This is a genomic window from Pelomonas caseinilytica (assembly GCF_021353235.1).
In the GTDB taxonomy this organism is placed as follows: domain Bacteria; phylum Pseudomonadota; class Gammaproteobacteria; order Burkholderiales; family Burkholderiaceae_C; genus Pelomonas; species Pelomonas caseinilytica.
Map to the genome: position 1 here is coordinate 126,318 of NZ_JAJTWT010000007.1, position 26,318 is coordinate 152,635.

Consider the following 26,318-nt stretch of genomic DNA (forward strand, 5'->3'; position numbering starts at 1 on the left):
ACTCCCATGACATCTCCCCACGCCGAGCTGATCCAGGCCCTGCAGTCCTCCCCCGCCGACGCCGACCGGCTGATGCGCGCCGCCTGCGCCGAACTGCGCGGCCAGCCCCCGGCCCTCGTGCCGCCCGACCCCGGCGCCCTGCGTGCCGGCCTGGCGCGCATCGCCCTCGACGGCCTGGACGCAGGCCTGGAGGCCGTACTGCACCGCCTGGTCGACGACGCAGGCGAAGGCAGCGTCACCGACGGCCTCGCCGCCTTGCTGCGCCCGGCAGAACTGGCCTGGGACGAGGCCCAGGAGATCGACTGGGCCGTGCGCCACTGGGAGGCCGCCCGCGCGGCCGGCCAGCTCGACGAGGAGCTGGCCGCCGACTTCGGCGACTACTGGCGGCGGCTGGAATGGAGCGCCCTGCGCCTGCACCTCGTGCTGCTGGGCCGGGGCCATGCCGAGGAGCGCCGGCTGCTCGCCCAGGTCGCCAAGACGGCCAGCCGCTACGTGGCCTTCGGGCCGCTGAAGCGGGCGATGGAGCTGCGCTTTCCCGAATTCTTCGAGCTGGGCTTCAGCCTGAGGTGACCCTGCAATGGATCAGGGGCAGGTCGCGCAGCCGGCCGCCACCAGCCAGGGGTCCTTGTCCTCGCCGCCGAAGATCTCCAGCAGGAAGTCCAGGAAGGCCCGCGTGCGGGCCGGCACGTACTTGCGCGAGGGCATGCCCGCCCACAGCGTCGTGCTGAAGAGCCGCCACTGCGGCATCACCCGCTCCAGGGCCTGCTCCAGCAGCGCGTCCTCCACCATGAAGCTCGGCAGGCCGGCCACCCCCAGGCCGTGCAGGGCGGCGGCGTAGTTGGTGTCCATGTGGGTGGTGGACAGCGTGGCGCGCGAGGGCACGATGGGCAGCGTGATCTCCTCCTGGCCGTCGCCGCGCTGCAGCGTCAGGCCGCGCATCATCGACGGCGTCGGCGGCAGCAAGGCGTCGTGCTGCTTCAGGTCGCGCGGGTGCTGGGGCCGGCCGCGCTGGTCGAGGTAGTCGGGCGAGGCGCACATGATGAACTCGCTGCGCGCCAGACGCCGGGCGATGAAATCACCATCGAGGGGCTCGCGGGCCAGCAGGATGGTGAGGTCGTAGCTGTCGTCCACCGTGTCCACCGGCCCGGGCGAGGTGATCTCCAGCGTGACATGCGGGTACTCGCGATGGAACTTGGGCAGGTGCTTGGCCAGTTGGTGCACGGCGATGGCCGGCGGGCACAGCACCCGCAGCAGCCCGCGCACCTCCTGCGTGGCCGAGGCCGCGAGGGCCGCCGCCTCGTCCACGTCGGCCAGGATGCGCCGCGCCCGCTCGAGGTAGGCCTCGCCGATCTCGGTCAGCGCCAGCCGCCGCGTCGTGCGGTTGAGCAGCCGTGTGCCGAGGTGATCCTCCAGCTCGGCGACCAGCCGGGTGACGACCGCGGGCGCCAGGTCCAGCGACCGCGCCGCCGCCGCGAAGCTGCCCTCGTCGATGACGCGGACGAAGACCTTGATGGCGCGGAGCTGGTCCATCCTTCTCGACGTCAGGGATGGGCGGCCATCACCTGGGCCACGGCCGCCGTCAGCCGCTTGCCGTAGGGCACGTGCAGGAACTCATTGGGCCCGTGGGCGTTGCTCTTGGGGCCCAGCACGCCGCAGACCATCATCTGCGCCGCCGGGAAACCCTTCTGCAGCATGCTCATCAGCGGGATGGTGCCGCCCTGGCCGATGTAGCCCACCGGCGCGCCGAACTGGGCCTGGCTGGCCTCGTTCAGGGCCTGGCTGAGCCACGGTGCCAGCTCGGGCGTGTTCCAGCCCGTCGCACCGTAGGCCCCGGCACGGCCGTCGGGCGTGAAGGTGACCTTGGCGTTGTAGGGCGCGTTGTCCTCCAGCAGCGCCTTGAGCCTGAGCGCCGCCTCGTTGCCGTCCACCAGCGGCGGCAGGCGCAGGCTCAGCTTGAAGGCGGTGTAAGGCCGCAGCACGTTGCCGGCGTTCTTCAGCTCGGGGAAACCGTCGGTGCCGACGACCGACAGCGTCGGCCGCCAGGTGCGGTTGAGCAGCACCTCGACGGGGTCGGTGGTGACCGGCAGCACCGGGCCACCGTCCGCGCCGCAGGCCCAGGGCATGCGCTTGTAGACCTCTTCCTTCAGGATGGCGGCCGTGGCGCGGGCCTGCTCCAGGCGCGCGCCGGGGATCTCGCAGTGGAAGCTCTCCGGCAGCAGGCGGCCGGTCTTGCTGTCCTCCAGCCGGTCCAGCACCTGGCGCAGGATGCGGAAGCTCGACGGCACCACGCCCGAGGCATCGCCGCTGTGGATGCCCTCGGTCAGCACCTCCACCTTGAGCACGCCCGAGACCATGCCGCGCAACGAGGTCGTCAGCCAGAGCTGCTCGTAGTTGCCGGCGCCCGAGTCCAGGCAGACCACCAGCGACACGTTGCCCAGGCGGGCTTTCAGCAGGTCGATGTAGGCCGGCAGGTCGAAGCTGCCGCTTTCCTCGCAGGTCTCGATCAGGCCAACGCAGCGCGGGCGGGGGATGCCCTGGCGGTCCAGGGCCATGATGGCCGTGAGCGAGGCGTAGACCGCATAGCCGTCGTCGGCGCCGCCGCGGCCGTAGAGCAGGCCGTTTTCGTACTTGGGCGTCCAGGGGCCGAGGTCGCTGCGCCAGCCGCTGAACTCGGGCTGCTTGTCCAGGTGGCCGTAGAGCACCACGGTGTCGTCCGAGCCGGCCTTGGTGGCGGGCACCTCGAAGAAGATCACCGGCGTGCGGCCCGGGATGCGCACCACCTCCAGCTTGAGGCCCGCGACCTTCTTGCTCTCCACCCAGGCGGCGGCCTGGGTCAATACCTTCTCGATGTGGCCATGGGCCGCCCAGTCGGCGTCGAACATCGGGCTCTTGGCCGGGATGGCGATGTATTCGGTCAGGGCGGGGACGATCTCGTCGTCCCAGACTTGCTCGGCAAAACGGCCCAGTTCGGTGGCTTCGTCGGCCTGCAAGGGCAGGTGCGGATCTCGTGCGTTCATGGCGGAACTCCTTGGCCGGTATCGCTGCGCTTGTGGCGCAAGCTCGTCAGTTTAGGCTTACGCGGAGGGCTTCACGCCGCTCCGTACAACTACGGGCGGCGTTCGCCATGTCGACGGCTTAGGCTCTCCGGCAACATGACGACACGACTGTTGCTGATCGCCGTGCTGGCGCTGCTCCTGGGCGGCTGTGCCTCCGGCCCCAAATTCACCGTGGACGACGGCCGCAGGGTCGACGAGACCCTGCTGGCCGGCATGCGTGCCTACGGCGCGGGCGAGCGCCTCATCCGCCCCGCCATCGCCCGCAGCGCCGCACTGCAGGACAAGGAGTGCGACAAGCAGTGGGAGCTGCCCTTCGCCGTGGCCACCAGTGCGGGCTGGAGCGCCGACGACCGCGTGGCCTGGGTGCGCGCCTTGCAGGTGGACGAGCGCCTCACCGTCATCGCCGCCACCCAGGATTCGCCCCTGCCCGCCGGCACCCGGCTCAACCGCATCGGCGGCCGCGCCAGCGACGACGGCGAGACCCTGCTCGAGTGGCTGGCCGAGGCCCGCGACGCCGGCCGCCCCTTCCACGTCGGCACGGCGGCCGGCAAGGACGCCCTCGTCACGCCCTTCGAGGTCTGCCGCGGCTACACCCGCTTCGCGCCGCCCAACACGCCCCAGCTGCAGGACTACCACTGGCTGCTGAGCCTGCACCCGCTGGAGGTGACCCAGGCCGAGCCCACGCCCGACGAGGCGCTGTGGCTGGTGCTGTGGACCCAGGGTCTGTCCGAAGAGGGCGGCGCGCGCATGAAGACCTACCACTACGCGGTCAAGATCGCCGGCACCCTCTACAACCTCGCCACGCTGGCCTCGGGCGTGAAGGCCGCCGCCGTGGCCGCCGACGCCGCCATCAGCGCCGCCAAGAGCGCCGCCGCCAACGTGGCCAGCGAACTCATCAAGCAGCAGCTCATCGAGCAGGGCAAGGCCCTGGCGGCGCAGAAGATCCGCGAGGGCCTGGTCGACGCCGCCCAGCAGTTGAGCCGGCAGCAGGTGCTCAACGTGATGCAGGCGGCGGCGGCCAACCGCGGCTCGCTGTCGGGCGTCTCGCGCATCGCCGCCACGGCCTTCGAGCGGGCCGACGCATGGGCCTTCACGCGCATGGCCGCTCTGGGGGCGCCGCCGCTGGCCGGCTTCACGCTGCACCAGAAGCTCGTCGAGCGCAGCCTCGCGGCCAACGCCCTCCTCTTCGACGCCGACCGCCTCGCGGCGCTGAACAAGGTCGCCGCCGCGCGCGGCTTCGAGGCCGAGGTCACGGCCATCCTCGGCGGCTACCGCGCCGACACCCTGGTGGCCGAGATCGGCGCCATGCCGCTGGCCTCGGCCCAGTCCAGCTTCTCGTTCGAAAGCACCGACGACCCCGGCGCCGGCCGCTACTCGCGCGGCCTCGTCGACGCCATGCTCGATCTGCCGGCCGAATCCGCGCCGAAGAAACGATGACACCGGCCGCCCTTCCCCGCCTTGCCCTCGGCCTGCTGCTCGCCGCGGCAGCGGCGCGTGCCCAGACACCGCCAGCCGAAGCCGCCAGCGCACCCGACCTGCCCGCCGCCGCAGTCGCCTCGCCCACGCCCACGCCTCCCAGCTGCGCCGCCCTCACCAGCCGCGCCCTCTCGGCCGACCTCAAGGCCGCGACCGCGCAGTCGCGCGGCGAGCCGCTGCAGGCCCTCGTCCGGCTCCACGACGAAGCGGTCACCCAATGGGGCGCCGCCATTGCGGGATGCGAAGGCCGGGCCCGCGAACGTGCCCAGCGCAACCTCGCCGACAGCCAGAAGAGCCGCGACGCCCTGGCCGAGAAGCTGCAGGCCGGCAGCCAGTGCGAGTCGGCCCACCACGACGCCGCCGCCCTGCAGGACCTCGCCCGCAACGCCTTCGGCGAACGCCGCTTCGCCGAGGCCGCCAGCCTCTACCGCAAGGCCGAAGGCATGTGGGACCTGGCCGTGGAGCAATGCAGCGGCAGCCAACAGCAGACCGCCCAGCGCCGCCGCGAGCAGAGCGAGATCGACGGCCACAACGCCGAGTTCTGCGCCCCGCCCTTCGAGCGGGCCCGCGAGTTCTCCACCCGGCTGCGCAATGGCGGCGCGGCCCTGCCGCTGGCCGAGCGCCAGGCCCAGAGCCAGATCGCCGAGACCCTGTGGCGCGACACGGCCAGGCTCTGCAAGGGCAGCGCCCAGGAACTGGCCCTGAACAATGCCCAGGCGCTGGCACGCGAGCGCGGCACGCCCTGGGTGGCGACACCGCTGCCGGGAGCCGCGCCGGCCGCCAGTCCCCCAGCCCCCGCGCTGGCCGCGGCGCCGAAGGCCGGCGGCACCCCTGCCGCAGCGGCGACCGCCGGTGCCACCGCAGCCACGGCCACCGCCCCGCTGCGCCAGGCCGCCGCCACGCCCATCGCCCCGCTGCCGGCCCCGGCCACCGCTGCGACAGCCGCCGCCGCGCCGCCTCCCGAGCCCAAACTCTTCGACCGCACGGCGGGCGACACCCGCTACGTGGGCCAGTTCGTCCGTGAGGATGACGACACCGTCACCGGCACCGGCCGCGTCGAGTGGAAGAACGGCGACGTCTACGAAGGCCCCCTCGTGCACAGCCAGCGCCAGGGCGTGGGCGAGATCCGCTGGGCCAACGGCCAGCGCTACAAGGGCGACTGGGTGGCCGACCACGCCACCGGCCGCGGCCTGATGATGTTCGCCAACGGCAACCAGTTCGAGGGCACGCTGGTGGATGGCCAACCCGAGGGCGAAGGCAAGCTCACCTATGCCTCCGGCGACCTCTACACCGGGCAGATCCACCAGGGCCTGCCCCATGGCAAGGGCAGCTACGCCTGGACGAGCGGCCAGCGCTACGAGGGCGAGTGGGTCAACGACAAGCCCCAGGGCCGCGGCAAGATGCGCTTCACCAACGGCAACCAGTACGAAGGCCAGCTCGTGGCCGGCCTGCCCCAGGGCCAGGGCCGCATGGTCTTCCCGAGCGGCGACGTCTACGAAGGCCAGTTCGAGGCCGGCAAGGCCCACGGCGAAGGCAAGTACGCCTGGAAGACCGGCGAGCGCTACGAGGGTGCCTGGGCGCGCGGCCTCAAGCACGGCCAGGGCATCTTCCACTGGCCCACCGGCGACCGTTGGGAAGGCGTGTTCAAGGACGACGAGCGCACCGACGACGGCTTCATCATCCGCAAAGGCAGCTGAGCCGGCTCAAGGCGCCGCGCAGGCCGGCTCGTGTACGCTCGCCGGATCACCCAGGAGGAATCCCATGATCAAGAGCCTGCTCACCGCCACCGCCCTCGCCGTCGCCCTTGCCGCCCCGGCCGCCCAGGCCCGCACCGTCAAGCACCACAGCCACGCCACCAGCGGCGTCAAGGCCCAGGCCACCACCAAGAAGACCAGCAAGGCCAAGCCCAAGAAGCACGCCGCGAAGAAGTCGACCCACCGCAAGAACGCCTGAACGAGACTCCACCAACCGCGGCCTTGGCGCGCCGCGTCCAGCGGCGCCGCCGCCCCGCGGGCCGAGCGCCGGGCCGCTCCCAAGCCGGCCCACGGGCGATGTGCAAGCGGCTCAGTGCCGCTTGCATCGCCGTCCCCTCGGGGGCTGAGGCCAGACACATCGCAAGGCCGGCTGAGCCCGGTCGCCACAGCCGACCGCCTTGGCGCGCCGCGTCCAGCGGCGCCGCCGCCCCGCGGGCCGAGCGCCGGGCCGCTCCCAAGCCGGCCCGCGGGCGATGTGCAAGCGGCTCAATGCCGCTTGCATCGCCGTCCCCTCGGGGGACCGGCTGGACTCGCGCGCGTTCAGCTCCGCGAGGCCGGACGAGGGGCCCCAACTACTCCCGTTCGAACTTGAACACCGCCACGCTCGCCCGCAGGTTGGGCAGCGTGCGCACGACGCGGCCCTCCTGCAGGCCGAAGGCGTCGAGGATCTTCAGCCGGTTCTTGCGCGCCAGCACGCCGAAGTCGGTGAAGGTGCCCACGCGGATGTTGGGCGTGTCGTACCACTCGTAGGGCAGGGCCCGCGTGACGGGCATGCGCCCGGTCAGCACCTGCAACCGGTTGGGCCAATGGGCGAAGTTGGGGAAGCTGACGATGCCCATCTTGCCCACCCGGGCCGTCTCCTTGAGCATCTGCTCGGCATTGCGCAGGTGCTGCAGCGTCTCCAGCTGCAGCACGACGTCGAAGCTCTGGTCCTCGAAGATGGACAGCCCCTCCTCCAGGTTGCGCTGGATGACGTTGACGCCGCGCTTGACGCAGGCCAGCAGGTTGGCGTCGTCCAGCTCCACGCCGTAGCCGCTGCAGCCCTTGTGCTTGATCAGGTGGTCGAGCAGTTCGCCGGTGCCGCAGCCGAGGTCGAGCACGCGCGAGCCCGGAGGCACCAGAGCCGCGATGGCGGGGTCGAAGCTCATACCGCCACCCCCTTCAGCTTCAGCGCATCGGGGCGGCGCAGGCCCTCGGCGATGCGTTCGAAGTAAGCCCGCAGCACCCCGTGGTAGCGCGGGTCGTCGAGCAGGAAGGCGTCGTGGCCGTGGGGCGCGTCGATCTCGGCATAGGTCACGTCGAGCTTGTTGTCGAGCAGGGCCTTGACGATCTCGCGCGAGCGCGCCGGCGAGAAGCGCCAGTCGGTCGTGAAGCTCGCCACCAGGAACTTGGCCCGCGCCTGCGCGAAGGCCCGCGCCAGGTCGCCGCCGTGCTCGGCGGCCGGGTCGAAGTAGTCCAGCGCCCGCGTGATCAGCAGGTAGGTGTTGGCGTCGAAGTAGTCGCTGAACTTGTCACCCTGGTAGCGCAGGTAGCTCTCAATCTGGAACTCGATCTCCTGCGTGCTGTAGCCGAGCGCGCCGCTCTTGAGCTCGCGGCCGAACTTCTCGGCCATGACGTCGTCGCTCAGGTAGGTGATGTGGCCGATCATGCGCGCCACCCGCAGGCCGCGCTTGGGCACCACGCCGTGGGCGTAGAAATGGCCGCCGTGGAAGTCGGGGTCGGTGACGATGGCGCGGCGCGCCACCTCGTTGAAGGCGATGTTCTGGGCCGACAGGTTGGGCGCCGTCGCGATGGCGATGCAGTGCGACAGCCGGTCGGGGTAGCGCAGCGCCCAGTCCAGCGCCTGCATGCCGCCCAGGCTGCCGCCCAGCACCGCCGCGAGCTTGAGGATGCCGAAGCGCTCGACGACGCGGACCTGGGCGTCGACCCAGTCCTGCACGGTGACGACGGGGAAGTCCGCCCCCCAGGCCCGGCCGGTGGCGGGGTTGGCGTGCATGGGCCCCGTGGAGCCGAAGCACGAGCCGAGGTTGTTGATCCCGATGACGAAGAAGCGGTCTGTGTCCAGCGCCTTGCCGGGGCCGATGAGGTTGTCCCACCAGCCCTCGCTCTTGGGCTGGCCCGCGTAGGTGCCGGCGACGTGGTGGCTGGCATTGAGCGCATGGCAGACCAGCACCGCGTTGCTGCGCTCGGCATTGAGCTGCCCGTAGGTCTCCACCATCAGGTCGTAGGGGCCGAAGGTGGCGCCGCTGCGCAGCGGCAGCGGCTCGTCGAAATGAAAACTCTGCGGCGACACGTCGCCGACGCTGCGGCCCGTCATGGCCTCACTCCAAAAAAGAAAACCGGCGCCACTTTCGCGGGACGCCGGTCGTTCAGAGCGCCCTGTTTAGCGGCATTTGTAGAGCGCCCGCAATCCGGAACAAATCGGCGCTGGAGCGGATTCTAGGCGTTGGGCGAGACCTCGCGCCCTTCGAGCCGGAACTGCGCCACCGCGCCGGTGAGCAGGTGCAGCTGCTGGCGCAGGCTGTCGGCCGCGGCGGCCGACTGCTCGACCAGGGCCGCGTTCTGCTGGGTCATGTGCTCGAGATGGCTGACGGCCCCGTTGATCTGGACGATGCGCGCGCTCTGGTCGGCCGCGCCCGTGGCCACCTCGCCGATCATGTCGCTCACCTTCTGCACGTGCTCGACGATCTGGTCCATCGTCGCGCCGGCATGCTGCACGAGATGCGCACCGGCCTCGGTGCGCTCCACGCTGGCGGTGATCAGCGACTTGATCTCGCGTGCCGCGCCGGCCGAGCGCTGGGCCAGGGCTCGCACCTCGCTGGCCACGACGGCGAAGCCGCGGCCTTGTTCGCCCGCACGAGCGGCCTCGACGGCCGCGTTCAGCGCCAGGATGTTGGTCTGGAAGGCGATGCTGTCGATCAGGCCCAGGATGTCGCCGATGCGGCGCGAGCTGGCATTGATGTCGTCCATGGTGGTGACCACCTTGGCCACCTCCTCGCCGCCGCGGCGCGCCACCTCGGCGGCCCCCGCGGCCAGCTCCCTGGCCTTGCTCGCGGCGTCGGCGCCGTGGCGCACGCCGCTGGTCAGGTCTTCCATCGAGTTGGTCGTCTGCTGCAGGCTGGACGCGGCCTGCTCGGTGCGGTGGCTGAGGTCCTGGTTGCCCGAGGCGACCTCGCTGCTCGCCGTCTCGATGCGCAGGGTCGAGTCCTTCACCTGGCTGACCAGGCCGCGCAGGCTGGCCTGCATCGCATCCAGGGCGTGCAGCAGGTCCGAGGCCTCGTCGCGCCCGGCGATGCGGATGGTGCAGTTCAGGTCGCCGCCCGCGATGGCCTTGGCGACATTGCTGGCATAGCGGATGGGGCTGGTGATGGTGTGCGAATTGATCAGCGTCAGCGGCACGACGAGCAGCATGACGACGCCTAGCACCGCGATCGAGCGCCAGGCGATGCGCCGCATCTCGGCCGCGAACTCGGTCTCGGCCGCCTTGGCCTGCTGGTCGGCCAGCGTGGCCAGGCGCTCCACGCGCTGCTCGACCTCGCGCATCGCCGCCTTGGGCCGGTTGAGCATGCGGTCGGCCACGCGTGCGGTGTCGAAGCCGCCCGCCTCGATCTGCCCGAGCACGGGCTGGGCCGCGGTGCGGTAGTCGTCGAGGAACTTCAGGGCCTCGGTGGCGGCGGCCTTGTTCTCCGGGCGGCGGCCCTCCTGCAGGCCCTGCAGGGACGTGCCCAGGCGCTTGGCGGCGGCGTCCCAGCGCCCGCGCAGCTCGCGCACCTGCTCGGCGGACTCGTAGGCGATGACCATCTCCTTCTCCTCGAGCCGAACGTCGGCGAGGCCCTGGCGGATGGCGGCGAGGTGCTGCAGGTCGCTGACGCTCTGCGCCGTGAGGTCGGCGTTGAGCGCCATGAGCTGCCGGCCCCCGAGCAGGCCGGTCAGCCCGAGGGCGGCGAACATGCACAGCACCATCGCGATGGCGCCGTGCATGCGGGTGCGGATGGTGAAGCTACGCATCCACTTGGCGAGGTCCATGGGTACTCCTTCGTCGGACGGCCGATTTGAATCAAAACGATGCTAGGACCACTTGATGCCGCGCAAACGCCGGCCCTGGGCGCTTAGGCGGACTTCTGCTCATCTTGTCGTTATTGATCAACTGACCAATAATCGCCGCATGCCACGCCCCAGCCAGGACCAGGACCTCGCCCTGCTCGCCGCCGGTGCCGCCCTCTACCCGCAGCTCGGCTGCGCCGGCCTCACGGTGCGGCGGGTGGCCGAGCAGGCCGGCGTCAACCCGGCGATGGTCCATTACCACTTCGGCAGCAAGGACGCCTTCCTGCGCCAGCTGCTGCAGCGGCACTACGAGGAGATGTTCAGCGCCCTGTCGCTGAACAGCCAGTCCGGCGGCGATGTCATGGAGCGCCTGGCCGCGGCCCTGCTGGGCGTGGCACGCTTCGTGCGCGAGCACCGGCCGCTGCTCGCCCGCGTCTGGGCCGACGCCCAGGCCGGCGAGGCCGTCGCCCGCGACTTCCTCCGCGCCAACGCGCCCCGCCACCTCGGCGTGCTGATGGCGCTGCTGCAGGAGGCCGCTCGCCTCGGCCGCCTGCCGGCCCAGCCGCCGCTGACCGCCTTCACCTTCCTGATGGGCGCCGTGGTCGCGCCGCAGCTGCTGGCCGGCGGCATGCAGGCCATCGACGCCGTGCCGCCGAGCCTGCGCACCGGGCTCGACGACGAAGTGATGTCCGACGCGGCGCTCGCCCGGCGCGTCGAATGGGCGCTGCTGGGTCTGGCCAGCGGCGCATGACGGAGATGCCCATGAGAACGGCCCTGCTGCCCCTGCCCTTGGCCCTGCTGCTGCCCCTGTCAGGCTGCGGCGACAAGCCGTCCGAGGCCTGGACAGGCTATGCCGAAGCCGAGCTCGTCTACATCGCCCCGCCGGTGGCCGGCCGGCTGGCGACCCTGGCCGTGCGCTCGGGCGAAGCGGTTGCGGCCGGCCAGGCCCTCTTCGAGCTGGACGCCACGCCCGAGCTCGCCGCCGACGCCGAGGCGCTGGCCCGTGCGCGCAGCGCGCAGGCCCAGGCGCAGAACGCCGACAAGGGCCGGCGTGCGCCCGAACTCGCCGTCACGGGCGCCCAGCTGGATCAAGCGCGCGCCGCCGAACGCCTGGCCTCGCTCGACCTCACCCGCCAGCGCGAGCTGCTGGCCCAGGGCTTCGTCGCCCCCGCACGGGCGGACGACGCCGCCACCGCCCTGGCCCAGGCGCGCGCCCGCGTCGCCGAGCTGCAGGCCGCCCTCCAGGTGGGCCGCCTGCCGGCTCGCGAAGATGAGCGCACCGCCGCCCGCGCCCTGGCCGCGGCGGCGCAGAGCGGCCGCGAGCAAACGGCCTGGCGCGTGGAGCAGAAGCGCCAGTCCGCCCCCATGGCAGCGCGCGTGCAGGACGTCTTCCTGCGGCCGGGCGAGTGGGTGGGCGCCGGCCAGCCCGTGCTGGCGCTGCTGCCGCCGGCCAACCGCAAGGCGCGCTTCTACGTGCCCCAGGCGGCCGTCGGCGGCCTGCGGCTGGACGCGCCCGTTCAACTGCGCTGCGACGGTTGCGGCGCCGCCATCCCGGCACGCATCAGCTTCATCGCCAACGGCCCCGAATACACCCCGCCGGTCATCTACTCCAACCAGCAGCGCGACAAGCTGGTGTTCCTGGTCGAGGCCCGGCCCGTCAAGGCCGAGGACGCAGAGCGCCTGCACCCCGGCCAGCCCCTGGACGTGACGCCATGAGCGAGCGCAGCACCGAAGGCGATGACAGCCTGGCCATCGACGTGCGCGGCCTGAGCAAGTGCTACGGCGGGCGCAAGGTGGTCGACGACGTCGACATGCAGGTCGGCGCAGGCCGCATCGTCGGCTTCCTCGGCCCCAACGGCAGCGGCAAGACCACCTCGCTGCGCATGCTCTGCGGCCTGCTGACGCCCGACGCCGGCGAGGGCCGAGTGCTTGGCCTGGACTTCCGGCGCGAGGCCGCCCAGGTCAAGCGCCAGGTCGGCTACATGACCCAGAGGTTCGGCCTCTACGAAGACCTGTCCATCCGCGAGAACCTCGACTTCGTCGCGCGGCTGTTCTCCATGCCCGGGCGCCGCCAGGCCGTCGACGGCGCGTTGGAGCGCCTGGGCCTGAAGAGCCGCGAGACCCAGCTCGCCGGCGCCCTGTCCGGCGGCTGGAAGCAGCGCCTGGCCCTGGCCGCCTGCCTGCTGCATCGCCCGCGCCTGCTGCTGCTGGACGAGCCCACCGCCGGCGTCGACCCCAAGGCCCGGCGCGAGTTCTGGGACCAGATCCACCAGCTCGCCGGCGAAGGCATCACCGTCCTCGTCTCCACCCACTACATGGACGAAGCCGAGCGCTGCGACGAGCTCGTCTACATCGCCTACGGCCACGTGCTGGCCCGCGGCAGCGCCGCCGCCATCGTCCGCGAGGCGGGCGCCCGGGACCTGGAGGACGCCTTCGTCAAGCTGGTCGGCCAGGCCACCGACAACTTCACGTCATGAGCCCGCCCCCTACCGGCTTCGCCGGACCCCTCAAGGGGACGCCGTCAGTGGCCTGGCAAAGCCAGTTCCACGACAGCCGCGCGGACATGCACGACGTCGCGCAGGCCTCGTTGACCCATAGCCATCGGAGGTCGGCGTGGATGCATTGAAGCGCACCTTCGCGATCATGCTGAAGGAGGTGCAGCAGATGCTGCGCGACCGGCTCACCTTCGCGATGGCGGTGGCGGTGCCGGTCATGCAGCTCATCCTGTTCGGCTACGCCATCAACACCGACCCCAAGGGCCTGCCGACCGCCATCGTCAGTCAGGACACCAGCCCCATGGCCCGCAGCTTCGTCGCGGCCCTGCAGACCAGCGGCTATTTCCGTGTCGTCGAGGCCGGCATCGCCGAGTCACGCGGCGACGAGCTGCTGCAGCGCGGCGAGATCCAGTTCCTCGTCGTCGTGCCCGACGACTTCGGCACCCGCGTCGTGCGCGGCGAGAAGCCGGCGGTGCTCATCGCTGCCGACGCCACCGACCCCTCCGCCGGCAGCAACGCGATGGCGGCCCTGGGCCAGCTCGGCCAGACGGCCCTGGCCCGCGACCTGCGCGGTGCGCTGGCCGCACGGGCGCCGCAGGGCCTGCCCTTCGAGGTGCGCATCCAGCGCCGCTACAACCCCGAAGGCCTGTCGCGATACAACATCGTGCCCGGGCTGGTCGGCACCATCCTGACCATGACCATGGTGATGCTGACCTCGCTGGCCATGACCCGCGAGCGCGAGCGCGGCACGATGGAGAACCTGCTGGCCACGCCGGTGCGGCCCATCGAGGTCATGGTCGGCAAGACCCTGCCCTACGTCGTGCTCGGCTACGTGCAGCTGGGCGTCATCCTCGGCGCGGCCTGGCTGCTGTTCAGCGTGCCCATGGTGGGCAGCGTGACGCTGCTGTTGGCCATGATCGGCGTCTTCATGCTGGCCAACCTGGGCGTGGGCTTCACCTTTTCGACGCTGGCGCGCAACCAGCTCCAGGCCCTACAGCTGACGTTCTTCTTCTTCCTGCCGTCCATGCTGCTGTCGGGCTTCATGTTCCCCTTCCGCGGCATGCCCGGCTGGGCCCAGCACCTCGGCGAAGTGCTGCCGCTGACGCACTTCCTGCGCATCGTGCGCGGCGTCATGCTCAAGGGCTCGGGCGCGGCGGAGCTGCTGCCCGAGCTATGGCCCATGCTCGCCTTCCTGGCCGCGGCGGGCGCCGTGGCCTTGATGCGTTATCGGCAGACGGTGGATTAGGGCCAGTGCCTCTGCATCACGGGCGCCACGTCGGGGTGCTGTTCGACGCGCAGCAGCTGGGCATGGAAGGCCGGCCGCTCGGCCTGGAGCATCGTGCGAGAGCCGCTCCACTTCGACACCACGACCGCCAGCAGTTCCAGGGCGCCCGGCGCACCGGCATCGAAGCCGATGCCGAACTCGTCGGCGAACACCCGCCAGTGCTCGTGCAGGCGGGCCCGCGTGCCGGCGCGGATGCGCGCCTTCATGTCGTCGTCGCAGGGCTCGCACCAGCGCTCGGGGTAGTCGATGACGCTGATGGCGGCATAGCAGTTGGCGGCGATGTAGACGAGGCCGCGCAGCGCCCTCGCCCGCGCACCCGCCTCCTGCGGCAGCAGCAGGCCCGGCGCCGCGCACAGCCCGAGGTGGATGAGGATGGCGGCGCTCTCGGTCATCACCGTGCCGTCGGCCAGCACCAGGGTGGGGATCTGCCCCAGCGGGTTCACCTGCAGCAGAGCATCCCGCCCCGGGCCGGGGTTCCAGGATGCCGCGTCGACGCAGGTGTAGGCAAAACCGGCGCGCACCAGCGCCGCCTCGATGGCGGCCGAGCCGGAGCCCTTGGTTCCGTACAAAGTCAACATCTCCTGACTCCTTCGTCGAGCGTGCAAAATCCTCGCACAGGTTCCGCCATGAGTCCCTCCCCATCCCTGCCCCCTCCGCGCCGCCCCGCAGCCCGCAGCAGCTTCGGCCGCGTCAGCGTCGGCGTGTACGGGCGGGTCATGATGTCGGTGGCCGAGGGGCCGTTCGACGCGGCGCTGATGTCGGCCGTCAAGCGCGCCATCGCGCTGGCCGGCAAGCGCCTGCCCGCCGACCGCCGCTTCGGCGACCTGATCGAGATCCGCGGCAGCCTGCAGATGGACGCCGACGCCCTGGCCGAGCTGCGCCACAGCATCCACAGCTTCGCCTCGCTCGGCCTCGTCGCCATCTCCACCGTCTTCCTCGTGCGCCCGGGCATCCCGGGCATCGAGCGGCTGCCGGCGCTGATGGACATCTGGCGCGCCAGCCGGCCGGTGCGCCGCGCGGACAGCTTCCCCGCCGCCTGGGCCCTCGTCAACGCGGACCTGAAGGCGGCCGGCCTGCCGCCCCAGGAGCCGCCGCCCAGGTCATGAACGGCCTGCAGTGGCCGCTCGACGCGCAAGGCAGGCGCGCCTCCGGCGCGGTGGGCCAGCGCATCGTGGCCGCCGCCCTGCGTGAGCTCGACGGCACCGCCGCCGACGCCGTGCTGGCCGAGCGCCGCTGGCGCCAGGCCTACCCCCGCCACTGGCGCGCGCTCGTCCAGGCCCAGGCCGCGCGTCCGGCGGGCGTCGCCGCCTCGGCCCGCGCCGGACTCGCGGCGGCCTGGCGCGAACTGCCCTTCCTGCGCGACGGCCGGCCGCTGGCCCTGGCCGATGCCATGCGCGCGCCGCGGCAAGGCCTGCAAACCCTGCAACTGAGCGGCCAGGGCGAAGCCGCCCCCGCGCCGTGGACGGTGCCCTACCAGGGCCGCCCGCTCGGCGGCGACGCCCTCGCCCGCCAGATCGACCGCTGGGAACGGGCCGGCATCTGCGAGCCCGGCCATGCCGAAGCCCTGCGCGACTGCCTGGCCCATCCCGAGTGGTTCGACCTGTCGGACCAGCACCTCGCCCTGCTCGGCGCCGGCAGCGAGGCGGGGCCGCTGGCCTGGCTCGCCCGGTGGCGGGCCCGGCTGGTCGCCGTCGATCTCGCGCGGCCCGCCACCTGGAAGCGCATCGCCGGCCTGGTGGCCGCCGGCAATGCCACGCTGACGGCGCCGGTCGCGCCCGGGCAGCCGCTGGACACCGCCCACGCCGGCGCCGACCTGCTGGCCGACACGCCGGAGATCGCCGCCTGGCTGGCCTCGCTCGGCCGGCCGCTGGCGCTGGCCAACCTGGCCTACCTCGACGGTGAGCGGCATGTGCGCGTGAGCCTGGCGATGGACGCCATCGGTGCCGCGCTGTGCAGCGCCGACGCCCGCACCCAGCTCGCCTACATGGCCACGCCGACCGACGTCTTCGCCGTGCCGCGGGACGTGGCGGAGGACGTCATGCAGCGCTTCGCCGCGCGCGGCCTGGCCAAGCGGCTGGTCCAGGCCGGCGCCCGGCTGGCCAGCGGCGGCCGTGGTTTCGCCCCTCACATCGAGGCGCTGGTCGACGCGCAGGACGGCGGCCGCTGGGGCCTGGTGGACGCCCTGGTCGTCGAGCAAGGCCCCAACTACGCCCTGGCCAAGCGGCTGCAGCAGTGGCGAGCCCTGGTCGCGCGGGACGAGGGCCGGCGGGTCGCCTTCAACGTGGCGCCGAGCACGACGACGGCCTCGGTCGTTTCCAATCCGCTGCTGGCCGCGGGCTTCCGCGGCGCGCGTGCCTTCGGTGTGGAGGCCTTCGCGCCGGAGACCACGAATGCGCTGATGGCCGCGATGTGGGTGCACCAGCTGCGCACCGCGCCGCGCGACTTCGCCCACCCCTTGCAGGCGCTGGTGCACACCGCCAACCACGGCGGCCTGTGGCGGCTGCCCTATCTGCCGCGCTCGGTGCTGCCGATGGCGGCCCTGCTGGGCTTCCTCAGGCGGGCGTGACGGGCTGCAGGGGCCAGGGCCGCTGGGCCGGGCGCAGTTGCACCCACAGCGCGCCCAGGGCCAGCACGCCGGCATCGTCGAAGCGGCGACCGACGATCTGCAGGCCGATGGGCAGGGGCTGCGGCGCGGCGGTGTAGCCGGCGTTGATGGCCAGGGCCGGCTGCTCGCTCATGTTGAAGGGCAGCGTGAAGGCGATGTGCTCGAAGGGCCGCGCCGGGTCGTGCAGCGGGCTGGCGAGGTGGGCCGGGTAGGCCGGCATCGGCGCCACCGGCGAAAGCACGAAGTCGAAGCCCTCGCAGGCCGCATTGGCGGCTTCGCGCAGGGCCTGCATCTGGCTGTAGCCGTGGAAGACCGTGGCACCGTCGTAGCCCGCGGCCGGCGCCACCCAGTCGAGGATGTAGGGCAGCACGCGGGCGCGGCGTTCGGGCGCCAGGGCCGAGATGTCCAGCCAGGAGCGCATCCGCCAGAAGCGGTCCATGCCGTCGGCCATCTCGCGGGTCGTGAAGGCCGGCACCGGCTCGACGATGGCGCCGGCCTGCTCGAAGGCGCGGGCCGCCGCCGTGACGGCGGCCTGGACCTCGGGCTGCACGGCGTCGCCCCAGCCGGCATCCAGCCACAGGCCGATGCGCAGGCCGCGCGGCTCGACGCGGCGGGGCGCGAAGCCGCCGGGCGGCAGCTGCGTCGGGTCGCGCGCATCGGGGCGGGCCAGAGCGGCGAGCATCAGTGCTGCGTCCTCGACGGTGCGCGTCAACGGCCCGGCCACGCGGCCGGCATAGGCCGGCTGGATGGGCACGCGGCCGTGGCTGGGTTTGAGGCCGACAAGGCCGCACCAGCCGGCCGGCAGGCGGATGGAGCCGCCGATGTCGGTGCCCAGGTGCAGGGGCCCATAACCCGCCGCTCCAGCGGCAGCCGCGCCCGCGCTCGACCCACCCGGCGTCATGCGCGGGTCCCAGGGGTTGCGGGCCGGCTCGGCATGGAGGCTGGACAGGCCCGAGCTCAGCATGCCGTAGTCGGGCATGGTGGTGCGCGCCCAAGCGATGGCGCCGGCCTCGCGCAGCCGCGCCGCGGGCGGGGCCTCGAAGCCGGCAACCGCGTCGTCGGCCGTGGCCGCGGTACCCAGCCGCCAGGCCGCGCCCGGCACGGCGATGTTCTCCTTCAGCGTAACGGGCACGCCCTCCAGCGCCAGGGCCGTGCCGCTGCGCCAGCGGGCCTCGCTGTCACGGGCAGCGGCCAGGGCCTCGTCGGCCTGGACGGCACACAGCGCATGCAGCTCTCCTTCACGCGCAGCGGCGTGGTCGAGCACGGCCCGCATTACCTCCACCGGCGACAACCGCCGCGCGGCGTAGGCGGCCAGCAGTTCCGCGGCGCCGAGCGCGATCACTTGGCGAGCTTCTGGGCGGCCTTGAGCATGGCGTCGATGTGGCCGTCGGGGTCCATGCTGGCGTGCACGGCGGCCACCTTGCCGTCGGGGCCGATCAGATAGGAGACGCGGTCGGCCATGCCGCCGGGGATGAACCTCAGGGCCACGTCGTAGTCCTTGATGACCTTGCCGCCCGCGTCCGCGGCGACGGCGAACTTGTTGCGGCAGGCCTCGACGCTGAACTTCTTCAGCGTGCCGATGTCGTCGTTGGACATGCCGATCACGGTGGTGTTGAGGGCCTTGAACTTCTCGGTCGCCTCGGCGAACTGGTGGGCCTCCACGGTGCAGCCGCTGGTGAAGGCCTTGGGGTAGAAGTACAGCACCACCGGGCCCTTCTTCAGCGCCTCGGCGAGGTGGAAGCTGAAGGCCTGCCCGCCGACGGCGGCGTCAGCGGTGAAGTCGGGGGCCGGCGCGCCGACGCTCAAGGCGGCGTGGGCGGCAGGGGCCGACACCAGGGCGGCAGTGGCAAGCAGGGCGATCGACGGTCGGCGCATGGGTTGACCTTGCAGGGGCGAAAGACCGCAGGATAGCCAAGCCGGCATGCCCCATCACGGCGCTGGGGCGTGCGCGCGCAGCAGGCCGTCGGCCAGCCAGCGCTGCAGGGCGTCGATGACCGCCGGCGCTGCGGCCTCGGCGCCGCCCAGCACCTCGGCGGCGCGTTCGCAGAGCTGGGCGAAGGGCATGCCCGCCTCGACCTCGTCGAGCAGCGCCGCCTCCAGCGGCTCCAGCGAGCGCCAGCGCGTCTCGCCGTCCTGGCGCCAGGCGAGCAGGCCGTGCTCGTGAGGCGGGGGCTCGTCGAGCTCGGGCTGGGGCGCACCCGACTCGGGCTCCCACTCGCGCAGCGCCCGCCACGCCGGCTCGACGGCATGGGCCAGGCTGGCGCGGCGGACGCTGGGATGCAGGTGCAGCACCAAGCCGGCCCAGGCGTCGGGGTCGAGGGCGGCGAGCGAGGCGGGGTCGAGCGTGGGGGCGTCCTTGGCGTCGAAGGCGCCGCGCAGGGCCCAGTCCATGCGGGCGATGTCGACGAGGCCGGCGTGGGGTACGAGGGCTTCGCCGGCCCCGGCCATGAAGTCGGCCAGGGCGTGACCGAACCAGCGGATGGACGGGTGGCGGCTGGGCGCGGCGGCGATGTAGGCCTGGGCCAGGGCCGCGAAGGGCTCGTCGCCCAGGGCCCGCGCCAGCACGGTGTAGTTGTCGGCCAGGGCCTCCGCCAGACGGGCGCGGTAGGCGTGGCGGTAGGCGGCCAGGCCCAGGGCCCAGTCGCCGGCGAGCAGGCCCTCGGCATCGGCGCCGTCGCGGATGGCGGCGGCCAGGCGGCCTTGCAGGTCGGCCAGCTTCGGCACCGGCGCGGTACTCATGCCAGAGCCTCCCGCGCCAGGCGGCGCGCGACGTTCAGCTCGGCCAGCAGGCTGTCCAGCGGCGGGATGCGGTCGTCGCGCTCGATCATGGTCGGCACCGGGCCGAAGCGGCGCAGGGCCTGCTGGTACAGGGCCCAGACCTCGTCGCGCACGGGGTGGTCGTGGGTGTCGATGACGAGGTCGCCGCGGTCCTCGTGGCCGGCGAGGTGGATCTGGCGCACGGGCTCGACGGGGATGCCTTCGAGGTAGGCCAGGGCGTCGAAGCCATGGTTGCGGGCGGACACGTAGACGTTGTTGACGTCCAGCAGCATCTGCGCGCCGGTGGCCTTGAGCAGGCGGGCGATGAAGTCCCATTCCGTCATCTCGTCGGCCGCGAAGCGCACGTAGCTGGACACGTTCTCCAGCACCAGCGGCCGGCCGAGGATGTCCTGCACCTGGGCGATGCGGCTGCCGACGTGGTCGAGGGCGGCGCGCGTGAGCGGCACGGGCAGCAGGTCGTGCAGCTGGCTGTGGGCGTCGGCGCTCCAGCAGAGGTGGTCGGACACCCAGCCGGGCTGCAGGTGGTCAGCCAGGTCTTTCAGTTCGCGCAGGTAGGCGAGGTCCAGCGGCGCCGGCCCCGCGACCGACAGCGACACCCCGTGCATGACCAGCGGGTAGTCGGCCCGGATGCGCTCCAGGTGCGCCAGCGGCGGGCCGCCGGGCACCATGTAGTTCTCGGAAATGATCTCCAGCCAGTCGGGCCGCAGGTCGGCATCCACGCCGGCCTCGAAGGCGGCGTAGTGCTCCACGCGCAGGCCGAGGCCGAAGCCTTGGATCTTGGTCATGCGAAACAGACAGTCAGACGGCGCGGTGCCGCCGGCACTCGCGCCTCATCCAGCGGCAGCCGTGGAACTGGCTTCGCCAGGCCACTGGCTGCGCCCCCTTGAGGGGGAGGCGCGTCAAGCGCCTCGGGGGTGGGTCACTTCTCTACCTTGCCGCCGGCCTTGGTGCACTCGTCGGCCGACTTCTTGCTGACCCAGCCCTGGCCCTTGCAGCCGTTCTGGCCCTTGCAGGCGTTGGTGGCGGTCTTGCACTCGGAGGTGCCCTTGCAGCTGTTGACGCCCGAACACTTGACCATGCCTTCGGCCGCGGCGGCGGTCGTCGGGAAAGCGGTGGTGGCGAACAGCGCGGCAGCGGCGGCGGCGATGCCGAGGCCGGATTTGAGGGATGCGTTCATGGGAGTCTCCACAAAAGAAAGGGAAGTGGTTGAGATCGGATCACCACAGGTCGACCCGGGCGTTGCCCGCATCGACTTGCCTGCTTGCGTCGGAATGACTCGCCGAGTCCTTACAGCGGCAGGCAGGATTCTGATTACCTGCCGTTATGGCTGCAATGGCGCGTGGCATTCGTCATGGGGCTCCGGCGAGCTAGAGTCCGTCGGCCCCAAGGCCGCCCATCCCCATGCTGAACACCGAAACCCCGAGCACCCGGCATCCCGACCTGGACACCTACGACACGCCGGCCCTGCTGGATGCCTTCATCGACGACCAGACCGCCGCCGTCGCGGCCGTCAAGGCGGCGGCGCCCCAGCTCGCCGCGGCCGTCGACGCGGCGCTGCCGCGCATCCGCGCCGGCGGGCGGCTGCTCTACGCGGGCGCCGGCACCTCCGGGCGGCTCGGGGTGCTGGACAGCGTGGAGCTCTACCCGACCTTCTCCTGGCCGCGCGAGCGCGCGGTCGCCGTCATCGCCGGCGGGCGGGGCGCGATGTTCGTCGCCGTCGAAGGCGCCGAGGACGACCGCGCCCAGGGCGGCGCCGACCTGGCCGCCCTGCGCCCCGGCCCCAACGACGTGGCCCTGCTGCTGGCCGCCTCGGGCGGCACGCCCTATGTCCTCGGTGCGCTGGAGGCGGCCCGCGCCGCCGGCGCCCTGGCCATCGGCATCGCCAACAACCCCGGCGCGCCGGTGGCCGAGCGGGCGGACATCGGCATCGTGCTCGACACCGGGCCGGAAATCATCTCGGGCAGCACCCGGCTCAAGGCCGGCACGGCGCAGAAGATCGCGCTGAACACCTTCTCGTCGTCGCTGATGGTCAGGCTGAACAAGGTCTACGGCAACCTGATGGTGGACCTCAAGGCCACCAACGCCAAGCTCGTGAAGCGCGCGCTGGCGCTGACGGTGCGGGCCAGCGGCGCCAGCGAGGCCGAGGCGCAGGCCGCGCTCGCGCAATGCGACCACCACGTGAAGACGGCGCTGGTGATGCTCAAGCGCGGCGTCAGCGCCGACGAGGCGCGCAGGCGGCTCGACGCGGCGGATGGCAGCGTGGGCCGCGCGCTGGCAGCATGACTCGCTCCCCGTGGTCCTGGGTGCCCAGCCTGTACTTCGCGCAGGGCATCCCTTACGTCGTCGTGATGTCGCTGTCGACGTACCTGTACAAGAACCTCGGCATCTCGAACACCGACCTCACGCTGTATACGAGCTGGCTCTACCTGCCCTGGGTCATCAAGCCGCTGTGGTCGCCGCTGGTGGAGCTGTTCGGCACCAAGCGCCACTGGGTCACGGCGCTGCAGTTCCTCGTCGGCGCCGCGCTGGCCGGGGTGGCGCTGACCATCCCGACGGACAAAGTCTTCCAGATGTCGCTGGCCGTGCTGTGGCTGATGGCCTTCGCCTCCGCCTCGCACGACATCGCTGCCGACGGCTACTACATGCTGGCCCTGCCCCAGCACAGCCAGGCCGCCTTCGTCGGCGTGCGCTCCACCTTCTACCGCCTGGCCAACATCGGCGGCCAGGGCGGCCTCGTCTACCTCGCCGGTGAGCTGACCGAACGCACGGGCAGCGTCGTGAAGGCGTGGACGGGCGTGTTCTGGCTGCTCGGCGGCCTCTTCGTCGCGCTGGCGGCCTGGCATGCGCTGGTGCTGCCGCGCCCGGCGAGCGACCGCCCGGGCGCCGGGCACGGCGCGGCCCGCGACCTGATGACCGAGTTCTTCGCCGTGTTCGCCAGCTTCTTCAGGAAGCCCGGCATCGCCGTCATCCTCGGCTTCCTGCTGCTCTACCGCCTCCCCGAAGCGCAGCTGCTCAAGCTGGCCTCGCCCTTCCTGCTCGACCCTGTCGAGCGAGGCGGCCTGGGCCTGTCGACCAAGGCGGTGGGCGTCGCCTACGGCACCGTCGGCCTCATCGCCCTGACCGTGGGAGGGCTGGTGGGCGGCTGGGTGATCTCGCGCGTGGGCCTGAAGAAGGCCCTGTGGCCGCTGGTGCTGGCCATGCACCTGCCCAACGTCGCCTTTCTCGCGCTGGCGCTGGCGCATCCGACGAACCTCGCCGTCGTCAGCGCCGCGCTCGCCGTCGAGCAGTTCGGTTATGGCCTCGGCTTCACGGCCTACCTGATGTACATGATCCTCGTCGCCGAGGGCCCGCAGAAGACCGCCCACTACGCCATCTGCACCGGCTTCATGGCCCTGGGCATGATGATCCCCGGCATGTGGAGCGGCTGGCTGCAGGAGCACATCGGCTACGTGCCCTTCTTCGGCTGGGTGCTGCTGGCCACGCTGCCCAGCTTCGCCATGGCCGCCCTCATCCGCGTGCCCGACGACTTCGGTAAGAAGACCGAGGATGCCTCGCCATGAAGGACCGCCTGCTCAGCCTGGACGCCTTCCGCGGCCTGGCCATCGGCGCCATGCTGCTGGTCAACAACCCCGGCGACTGGGCCCACGTCTATCCGCCGCTGCTGCATGCCCACTGGAACGGCTGGACCTTTACCGACTGGGTCTTCCCCTTCTTCGTCTTCATCGCCGGCATGTCCATGGCCATCAGCCTCGGCCGGCGCGCCCAGGCCGGCGCCGACCGGCCGGCCCTGATGGCGCGCACGGCGCGCCGGGCCCTCGGCATCGTCGCCATCGGCCTGGCGCTCAACCTCATCCCGGGCTTCGACCTCGCCACGCTGCGCATCCCCGGCGTGCTGCAGCGCCTGGGCCTGTGCGCCCTGCTGTCGGCGCCCATCGTGCTGTGGTGCCGGCCGCGCGGCGTGGCGCTGTGGGCCGCAGGGCTGATGGCCGTCTACGCCGCCGTCCAGCTGCTCGTGCCGGTGCCCGACGCCGACGGCGTCGTCCACACCGGCCTGCTCGAGCCCGGCAAGGACGCCGGCGCCTGGCTGGACCGCCTCCTGCTCGACGGCCACCTGTGGAAGACCGCCAGGACCTGGGACCCCGAGGGCCTGCTCAGCACGCTGCCGGCCGTGGCCTCGCAACTGCTCGGCGTGCTGGCCGGGCATGTGCTCCTGTCCGCCCGCCAGCCGGCCGAGAAGGCCATGACCTGGGTCGTCGCCGGCCTGGCCAGCCTGTGGCTGGGCCAGGTGCTGGACACCGTGCTCATGCCCATCAACAAGTCGCTGTGGACGCCGTCCTTCGTGTTCGCCATGGCCGGCTGGGCCCTGCTGGTGTTCGCCGTCTTCTACTGGCTGCTGGACGCCAGCCCGCGTCCGCTGGAGCGCGAGCGCTGGGCGCGCCGGGCCCATCCCCTCGTGGTGCTGGGCATGAACGCCCTGTTCCTGTTCGCCCTCTCGGGCCTGCTCGCCAAGGCGCTGATCTTCATCAAGCTCGCCGACGGCCACAGCCTGGGTGCCGCCCTCTACCAGCCCATCCTGGCCCTCGGCCTCGCGCCCGAGAACGCCTCGCTGCTGCGGGCCGTCCTGTTCGTGCTCGCCATGTACGCGGTGGCCTGGGCCATGTACCGCAAGCACTGGTTCGTCAAGCTATGAAGCGCCGCGATCTGCTCACCCTCGCCTCCGCCCCGCTGCTGGCGGCCTGCGCCACGCCGCCCACCTCCGCGCCGGCCGAAGCCACGACCGCGCCACCGGCGCCCGGCGAGGCCGCACTCGCGGCCAGCGCACCGGCCCCGGCAGCGTCGGCCGCCTCGACGCCGCTGCCGCCCCCGCCGCCGCGCGAATGGCGGGCCGCCTGGATCGCCACCGTCGCCAACATCGACTGGCCGAGCAAGCCGGGCCTGCCGGCGGCCCAGCAGCAGGCCGAGATCCGCGCCCTGTGCGACACGGCCGCGCGCGTCGGCCTCAACGCCCTCATCCTGCAGGTGCGCACCAGCGCCGACGCCCTCTACGAATCGGCCCTGGAGCCCTGGAGCGAATACCTCACGGGCACCCAGGGCCGCCACCCCGGCTACGACCCGCTGGCGGTGTGGCTGGCCGAGGCGCGCTCGCGCGGCCTGGAGCTGCACGCCTGGTTCAACCCCTACCGCGCCCGCCACAGCACGGCCAGGTCGGCGCTGGCCGAGAGCCACGTCGGCCGCGCCCACCCCGGCTGGGTCAGGCGTTATGGCGACCAGCTCTGGATGGATCCGGGCGAGGCCGCCGCGGCCGAGCAGACGCTGGCCGTCGTGCGCGACGTGCTGGCGCGCTATGCCGTGGACGGCGTGCACATCGACGACTACTTCTACCCCTACCCCTGGCAGAACCCGGCGACGAAGCAGGAGGTCGACTTCCCCGACGAGGCCCCCTGGCAGGCCTACCTCGCCGGCGGCGGCAGCCTGGCGCGGGCCGACTGGCGGCGCTACAACGTCAACGCGCTGGTCAAGCGCCTGTACGCCCTGGCCCACGAGGTGCGGCCGGGCACGCGCGTCGGCATCAGCCCCTTCGGCCTGCCGCAGCCCGGCCGGCGCCCGGCGGGCATCGCCGGCTTCAGCCAGTACGACAAGCTCTACGCCGACGTCGAGCTGTGGCTGCGCGAGGGTTGGCTGGACTACCTCGCACCCCAGCTCTACTGGCCGCGGGCGCAGACGGCCCAGGCCTTCGAGCCGCTGCTGCAGGCCTGGCGCTCGCTCAACCCGCTGGGCCGGCCCATCCACCCCGGCCTCTTCACCAGCCGCATCGACGCCAGCGACAAGAGCTGGCCGGTGGACGAGGTGCTGGCCCAGATCGAGCTGATCCGGCGCCTGTCTCCGGGCAGCGGCCACATCCACTTCAGCATGGCCGCGCTGGCGCAGAACCGGCGCGGCATCGCCGACGCCCTGCGCCGCGGCGCCTACGCCGCGGGCTGAGCCGGCCCCAGCAGCCGCTTCACGCCCGCAGCGGCGAAGCTGGCCAGCAGTCCGGCATCGGCTTGGCCATCGGTCACGAGCACGTCCACGTCGGCGGCCGGGCAGATCTGGATGCGGCTGGCCTGGCCGAGCTTGCTGGCATCGGCCAGCACGACGCGCTGCCTGGCCCGGGCGAGCATCGCGCGGGCCACGGTCGCCTCGGGCCAGAGATAGTCCGTCGCGCCGTTGGCGGCGTCGAAGCCCACCGGCGACACCAGCGCCCAGTCGACCTGCAGCCGGCCGATCTCGGCGACCGTCTGCTCGCCGTAGGTGGCCGACACGTCGGTCTCCAGCCGGCCGCCGAGCAGCCGCACCTCATGCGCCGGCGCGCGGGCCAGGGCCATCGCGGCCTCCAGCGAGTTGGTGATGACGATGAGGCCCGGCCGGCTGGCCAGCTCCTCGGCCAGTGCCAGCGTCGTCGAGCCGGCGTCCAGGAAACAGGCCTGGCCCGGCTGCACCAGCCCGGCCGCGAGCCGCGCGATCTCGCGCTTCTGCGGCAGGTGCAGGCCGGCGCGCTCCAGGTAGGCCGGCTCCGGGCGCGCACCACCGCCCGGTGGCGGCACGGCACCGCCATGCACCCGGGCCAGGTGGCCCGAGCGCTCCAGCTCGATCAGGTCTCGCCGCACGGTCTCGCGCGACACGCCCAGGGCCTCGGCGAAGTGCTCGGTCGTCAGGCGCTGATGGGTCTGCAGCAGGTCGAGGATGAGGCGGTGTCTGTCGGCAACCCACATGAGCGGCTCGCTCGGCTCGGCAAAGGGACGGCGCCGAGTAGGCCAGAGCCGCATGGCGTTTGTGTGAATCTGG

Annotated in this window: 25 protein-coding genes, 1 pseudogene and 1 riboswitch; of the genes and pseudogenes, 14 read left to right on the forward strand and 12 right to left on the reverse strand. The window is 72.4% G+C overall.

The genetic code is table 11. The annotated features are described in order from the left end of the window. Positions 1–6: 6 nt before the first annotated feature. Positions 7–570 carry a hypothetical protein gene (locus LXT12_RS17360; RefSeq protein ID WP_233393543.1) on the forward strand — a complete coding sequence of 188 codons (564 nt, stop codon included), beginning with the start codon at positions 7–9 and terminating at the stop codon, positions 568–570. Between the two features lie 12 nt (positions 571–582). Here the strand turns inward: LXT12_RS17360 and LXT12_RS17365 are convergent, their stop codons facing one another. Both LXT12_RS17365 and LXT12_RS17370 read right to left on the reverse strand, forming a co-directional pair. Next, positions 583–1,530: a LysR family transcriptional regulator gene (locus tag LXT12_RS17365; protein ID WP_233393544.1), complete on the reverse strand. Its 948-nt coding sequence runs from the start codon at positions 1,528–1,530 to the stop codon at positions 583–585. Positions 1,531–1,541: 11 nt separating this feature from the next. After that, positions 1,542–3,017 (reverse strand): M20 family metallopeptidase, encoded by a 1,476-nt coding sequence (locus LXT12_RS17370; RefSeq protein WP_233393545.1) that lies wholly within the window; start codon positions 3,015–3,017, stop codon positions 1,542–1,544. Between the two features lie 135 nt (positions 3,018–3,152). Between LXT12_RS17370 and LXT12_RS17375 the strand changes: the two genes are divergently transcribed. From LXT12_RS17375 to LXT12_RS17385, 3 genes are all read left to right on the forward strand, one after another. Then, complete coding sequence (locus LXT12_RS17375) at positions 3,153–4,493, forward strand: hypothetical protein (protein WP_233393546.1); 1,341 nt, start codon at positions 3,153–3,155, stop codon at positions 4,491–4,493. Further along, entirely contained in the window at positions 4,490–6,229 is a 1,740-nt protein-coding gene (locus tag LXT12_RS17380; RefSeq protein WP_233393547.1) for an MORN repeat-containing protein, read from the forward strand. The genes LXT12_RS17375 and LXT12_RS17380 overlap by 4 nt, the downstream gene beginning before the upstream one ends. Positions 6,230–6,293: 64 nt before the next feature. Continuing rightward, positions 6,294–6,485, forward strand: a complete 192-nt coding sequence (locus LXT12_RS17385; RefSeq protein WP_233393548.1) for a hypothetical protein — start codon at positions 6,294–6,296, stop codon at positions 6,483–6,485. 373 nt (positions 6,486–6,858) lie between these two features. Here LXT12_RS17385 and metW read toward each other — a convergent pair whose 3' ends face one another. The 3 genes from metW to LXT12_RS17400 form a co-directional block, all read right to left on the reverse strand. Continuing rightward, the gene (gene metW / locus LXT12_RS17390; RefSeq protein WP_233393549.1) at positions 6,859–7,434 is read right to left on the reverse strand and encodes a methionine biosynthesis protein MetW; all 576 of its coding nucleotides are present in this window, start codon (positions 7,432–7,434) and stop codon (positions 6,859–6,861) included. After that, positions 7,431–8,603, reverse strand: a complete 1,173-nt coding sequence (gene metX, locus LXT12_RS17395; RefSeq protein WP_233393550.1) for a homoserine O-succinyltransferase MetX — start codon at positions 8,601–8,603, stop codon at positions 7,431–7,433. Before metX ends, metW begins: the two co-directional genes overlap by 4 nt. A 45-nt stretch (positions 8,604–8,648) precedes the next feature. Beyond that, positions 8,649–8,724: riboswitch (SAM riboswitch) on the reverse strand. A 1-nt stretch (position 8,725) separates the two neighbouring features. Continuing rightward, positions 8,726–10,312 carry a methyl-accepting chemotaxis protein gene (locus LXT12_RS17400; RefSeq protein ID WP_233393551.1) on the reverse strand — a complete coding sequence of 529 codons (1,587 nt, stop codon included), beginning with the start codon at positions 10,310–10,312 and terminating at the stop codon, positions 8,726–8,728. 139 nt (positions 10,313–10,451) lie between these two features. On the opposite strand from LXT12_RS17400, the gene LXT12_RS17405 reads away from it, so the two are divergent. The 4 genes and pseudogenes from LXT12_RS17405 (at position 10,452) to LXT12_RS17420 (ending at position 14,071) form a co-directional block, all read left to right on the forward strand. After that, positions 10,452–11,081: a TetR/AcrR family transcriptional regulator gene (locus LXT12_RS17405; protein ID WP_233393552.1), complete on the forward strand. Its 630-nt coding sequence runs from the start codon at positions 10,452–10,454 to the stop codon at positions 11,079–11,081. Positions 11,082–11,092: 11 nt separating this feature from the next. Further along, entirely contained in the window at positions 11,093–12,046 is a 954-nt protein-coding gene (locus LXT12_RS17410) for an HlyD family secretion protein (RefSeq protein ID WP_233393553.1), read from the forward strand. Next, positions 12,043–12,729, forward strand: a pseudogene (ccmA, locus tag LXT12_RS17415) (heme ABC exporter ATP-binding protein CcmA); the annotation flags it as partial. The gene LXT12_RS17410 and the pseudogene ccmA, both read left to right, overlap by 4 nt. A gap of 244 nt (positions 12,730–12,973) precedes the next feature. Next, entirely contained in the window at positions 12,974–14,071 is a 1,098-nt protein-coding gene (locus LXT12_RS17420) for an ABC transporter permease (RefSeq protein WP_233393697.1), read from the forward strand. Here LXT12_RS17420 and LXT12_RS17425 read toward each other — a convergent pair. Next, complete coding sequence (locus tag LXT12_RS17425; RefSeq protein ID WP_233393554.1) at positions 14,068–14,688, reverse strand: glutathione S-transferase N-terminal domain-containing protein; 621 nt, start codon at positions 14,686–14,688, stop codon at positions 14,068–14,070. The two genes, LXT12_RS17420 and LXT12_RS17425, sit on opposite strands and share 4 nt — an antisense overlap. 48 nt (positions 14,689–14,736) lie before the next feature. On the opposite strand from LXT12_RS17425, the gene LXT12_RS17430 reads away from it, so the two are divergent. Together LXT12_RS17430 and LXT12_RS17435 are read left to right on the forward strand one after the other, a co-directional pair. Continuing rightward, positions 14,737–15,216, forward strand: coding sequence for a hypothetical protein (locus LXT12_RS17430; RefSeq protein WP_233393555.1), 480 nt, complete (start codon positions 14,737–14,739; stop codon positions 15,214–15,216). Continuing rightward, complete coding sequence (locus LXT12_RS17435; RefSeq protein WP_233393556.1) at positions 15,213–16,676, forward strand: hypothetical protein; 1,464 nt, start codon at positions 15,213–15,215, stop codon at positions 16,674–16,676. The genes LXT12_RS17430 and LXT12_RS17435 overlap by 4 nt, the downstream gene beginning before the upstream one ends. On the opposite strand, the gene LXT12_RS17440 is transcribed toward LXT12_RS17435, so the two are convergent. The 5 genes from LXT12_RS17440 to bufA2 form a co-directional block, all read right to left on the reverse strand. After that, positions 16,663–18,057 (reverse strand): amidase, encoded by a 1,395-nt coding sequence (locus LXT12_RS17440; protein WP_233393557.1) that lies wholly within the window; start codon positions 18,055–18,057, stop codon positions 16,663–16,665. The two genes, LXT12_RS17435 and LXT12_RS17440, sit on opposite strands and share 14 nt — an antisense overlap. Beyond that, complete coding sequence (locus LXT12_RS17445; protein ID WP_233393558.1) at positions 18,054–18,590, reverse strand: peroxiredoxin; 537 nt, start codon at positions 18,588–18,590, stop codon at positions 18,054–18,056. Before LXT12_RS17445 ends, LXT12_RS17440 begins: the two co-directional genes overlap by 4 nt. 54 nt (positions 18,591–18,644) lie before the next feature. Next, positions 18,645–19,454 (reverse strand): HvfC/BufC N-terminal domain-containing protein, encoded by an 810-nt coding sequence (locus tag LXT12_RS17450; protein ID WP_233393559.1) that lies wholly within the window; start codon positions 19,452–19,454, stop codon positions 18,645–18,647. Beyond that, a complete protein-coding gene (bufB, locus tag LXT12_RS17455) occupies positions 19,451–20,278 on the reverse strand; it encodes an MNIO family bufferin maturase (protein WP_233393560.1) in 828 nt (275 codons plus the stop codon). Before bufB ends, LXT12_RS17450 begins: the two co-directional genes overlap by 4 nt. 134 nt (positions 20,279–20,412) lie before the next feature. Beyond that, positions 20,413–20,670, reverse strand: a complete 258-nt coding sequence (gene bufA2, locus LXT12_RS17460) for a BufA2 family periplasmic bufferin-type metallophore (RefSeq protein WP_233393561.1) — start codon at positions 20,668–20,670, stop codon at positions 20,413–20,415. 224 nt (positions 20,671–20,894) lie between these two features. Between bufA2 and LXT12_RS17465 the strand changes: the two genes are divergently transcribed. The 4 genes from LXT12_RS17465 to LXT12_RS17480 are packed head-to-tail and all read left to right on the forward strand — an operon-like array spanning position 20,895 to position 25,475. Further along, on the forward strand, positions 20,895–21,776 hold the full coding sequence (locus LXT12_RS17465) for an N-acetylmuramic acid 6-phosphate etherase (RefSeq protein WP_233393562.1): 882 nt from the start codon (positions 20,895–20,897) through the stop codon (positions 21,774–21,776). Continuing rightward, on the forward strand, positions 21,773–23,053 hold the full coding sequence (locus LXT12_RS17470) for an AmpG family muropeptide MFS transporter (protein ID WP_233393563.1): 1,281 nt from the start codon (positions 21,773–21,775) through the stop codon (positions 23,051–23,053). The genes LXT12_RS17465 and LXT12_RS17470 overlap by 4 nt, the downstream gene beginning before the upstream one ends. After that, a complete protein-coding gene (locus tag LXT12_RS17475; RefSeq protein WP_233393564.1) occupies positions 23,050–24,183 on the forward strand; it encodes an acyltransferase family protein in 1,134 nt (377 codons plus the stop codon). The genes LXT12_RS17470 and LXT12_RS17475 overlap by 4 nt, the downstream gene beginning before the upstream one ends. Next, positions 24,180–25,475, forward strand: coding sequence for a glycoside hydrolase family 10-like protein (locus tag LXT12_RS17480; RefSeq protein ID WP_233393565.1), 1,296 nt, complete (start codon positions 24,180–24,182; stop codon positions 25,473–25,475). The genes LXT12_RS17475 and LXT12_RS17480 overlap by 4 nt, the downstream gene beginning before the upstream one ends. Here LXT12_RS17480 and LXT12_RS17485 read toward each other — a convergent pair. Then, on the reverse strand, positions 25,460–26,245 hold the full coding sequence (locus LXT12_RS17485; protein ID WP_233393566.1) for a DeoR/GlpR family DNA-binding transcription regulator: 786 nt from the start codon (positions 26,243–26,245) through the stop codon (positions 25,460–25,462). The genes LXT12_RS17480 and LXT12_RS17485 overlap by 16 nt on opposite strands. Positions 26,246–26,318: the final 73 nt, after the last annotated feature.

Excerpts from the sequence above, each read along its gene's own strand:
- LXT12_RS17360 (WP_233393543.1), top strand. The coding sequence starts at position 7 with ATGACATCTCCCCACGCCGAGCTGATCCAGGCCCTGCAGTCCTCCCCC.
- LXT12_RS17365 (WP_233393544.1), bottom strand. The coding sequence starts at position 1,530 with ATGGACCAGCTCCGCGCCATCAAGGTCTTCGTCCGCGTCATCGACGAG.
- LXT12_RS17370 (WP_233393545.1), bottom strand. The coding sequence starts at position 3,017 with ATGAACGCACGAGATCCGCACCTGCCCTTGCAGGCCGACGAAGCCACC.
- LXT12_RS17375 (WP_233393546.1), top strand. The coding sequence starts at position 3,153 with ATGACGACACGACTGTTGCTGATCGCCGTGCTGGCGCTGCTCCTGGGC.
- LXT12_RS17380 (WP_233393547.1), top strand. The coding sequence starts at position 4,490 with ATGACACCGGCCGCCCTTCCCCGCCTTGCCCTCGGCCTGCTGCTCGCC.
- LXT12_RS17385 (WP_233393548.1), top strand. The coding sequence starts at position 6,294 with ATGATCAAGAGCCTGCTCACCGCCACCGCCCTCGCCGTCGCCCTTGCC.
- metW (WP_233393549.1), bottom strand. The coding sequence starts at position 7,434 with ATGAGCTTCGACCCCGCCATCGCGGCTCTGGTGCCTCCGGGCTCGCGC.
- metX (WP_233393550.1), bottom strand. The coding sequence starts at position 8,603 with ATGACGGGCCGCAGCGTCGGCGACGTGTCGCCGCAGAGTTTTCATTTC.
- LXT12_RS17400 (WP_233393551.1), bottom strand. The coding sequence starts at position 10,312 with ATGGACCTCGCCAAGTGGATGCGTAGCTTCACCATCCGCACCCGCATG.
- LXT12_RS17405 (WP_233393552.1), top strand. The coding sequence starts at position 10,452 with ATGCCACGCCCCAGCCAGGACCAGGACCTCGCCCTGCTCGCCGCCGGT.
- LXT12_RS17410 (WP_233393553.1), top strand. The coding sequence starts at position 11,093 with ATGAGAACGGCCCTGCTGCCCCTGCCCTTGGCCCTGCTGCTGCCCCTG.
- LXT12_RS17420 (WP_233393697.1), top strand. The coding sequence starts at position 12,974 with ATGCTGAAGGAGGTGCAGCAGATGCTGCGCGACCGGCTCACCTTCGCG.
- LXT12_RS17425 (WP_233393554.1), bottom strand. The coding sequence starts at position 14,688 with ATGTTGACTTTGTACGGAACCAAGGGCTCCGGCTCGGCCGCCATCGAG.
- LXT12_RS17430 (WP_233393555.1), top strand. The coding sequence starts at position 14,737 with ATGAGTCCCTCCCCATCCCTGCCCCCTCCGCGCCGCCCCGCAGCCCGC.
- LXT12_RS17435 (WP_233393556.1), top strand. The coding sequence starts at position 15,213 with ATGAACGGCCTGCAGTGGCCGCTCGACGCGCAAGGCAGGCGCGCCTCC.
- LXT12_RS17445 (WP_233393558.1), bottom strand. The coding sequence starts at position 18,590 with ATGCGCCGACCGTCGATCGCCCTGCTTGCCACTGCCGCCCTGGTGTCG.
- LXT12_RS17450 (WP_233393559.1), bottom strand. The coding sequence starts at position 19,454 with ATGAGTACCGCGCCGGTGCCGAAGCTGGCCGACCTGCAAGGCCGCCTG.
- bufB (WP_233393560.1), bottom strand. The coding sequence starts at position 20,278 with ATGACCAAGATCCAAGGCTTCGGCCTCGGCCTGCGCGTGGAGCACTAC.
- bufA2 (WP_233393561.1), bottom strand. The coding sequence starts at position 20,670 with ATGAACGCATCCCTCAAATCCGGCCTCGGCATCGCCGCCGCCGCTGCC.
- LXT12_RS17465 (WP_233393562.1), top strand. The coding sequence starts at position 20,895 with ATGCTGAACACCGAAACCCCGAGCACCCGGCATCCCGACCTGGACACC.
- LXT12_RS17470 (WP_233393563.1), top strand. The coding sequence starts at position 21,773 with ATGACTCGCTCCCCGTGGTCCTGGGTGCCCAGCCTGTACTTCGCGCAG.
- LXT12_RS17475 (WP_233393564.1), top strand. The coding sequence starts at position 23,050 with ATGAAGGACCGCCTGCTCAGCCTGGACGCCTTCCGCGGCCTGGCCATC.
- LXT12_RS17480 (WP_233393565.1), top strand. The coding sequence starts at position 24,180 with ATGAAGCGCCGCGATCTGCTCACCCTCGCCTCCGCCCCGCTGCTGGCG.
- LXT12_RS17485 (WP_233393566.1), bottom strand. The coding sequence starts at position 26,245 with ATGTGGGTTGCCGACAGACACCGCCTCATCCTCGACCTGCTGCAGACC.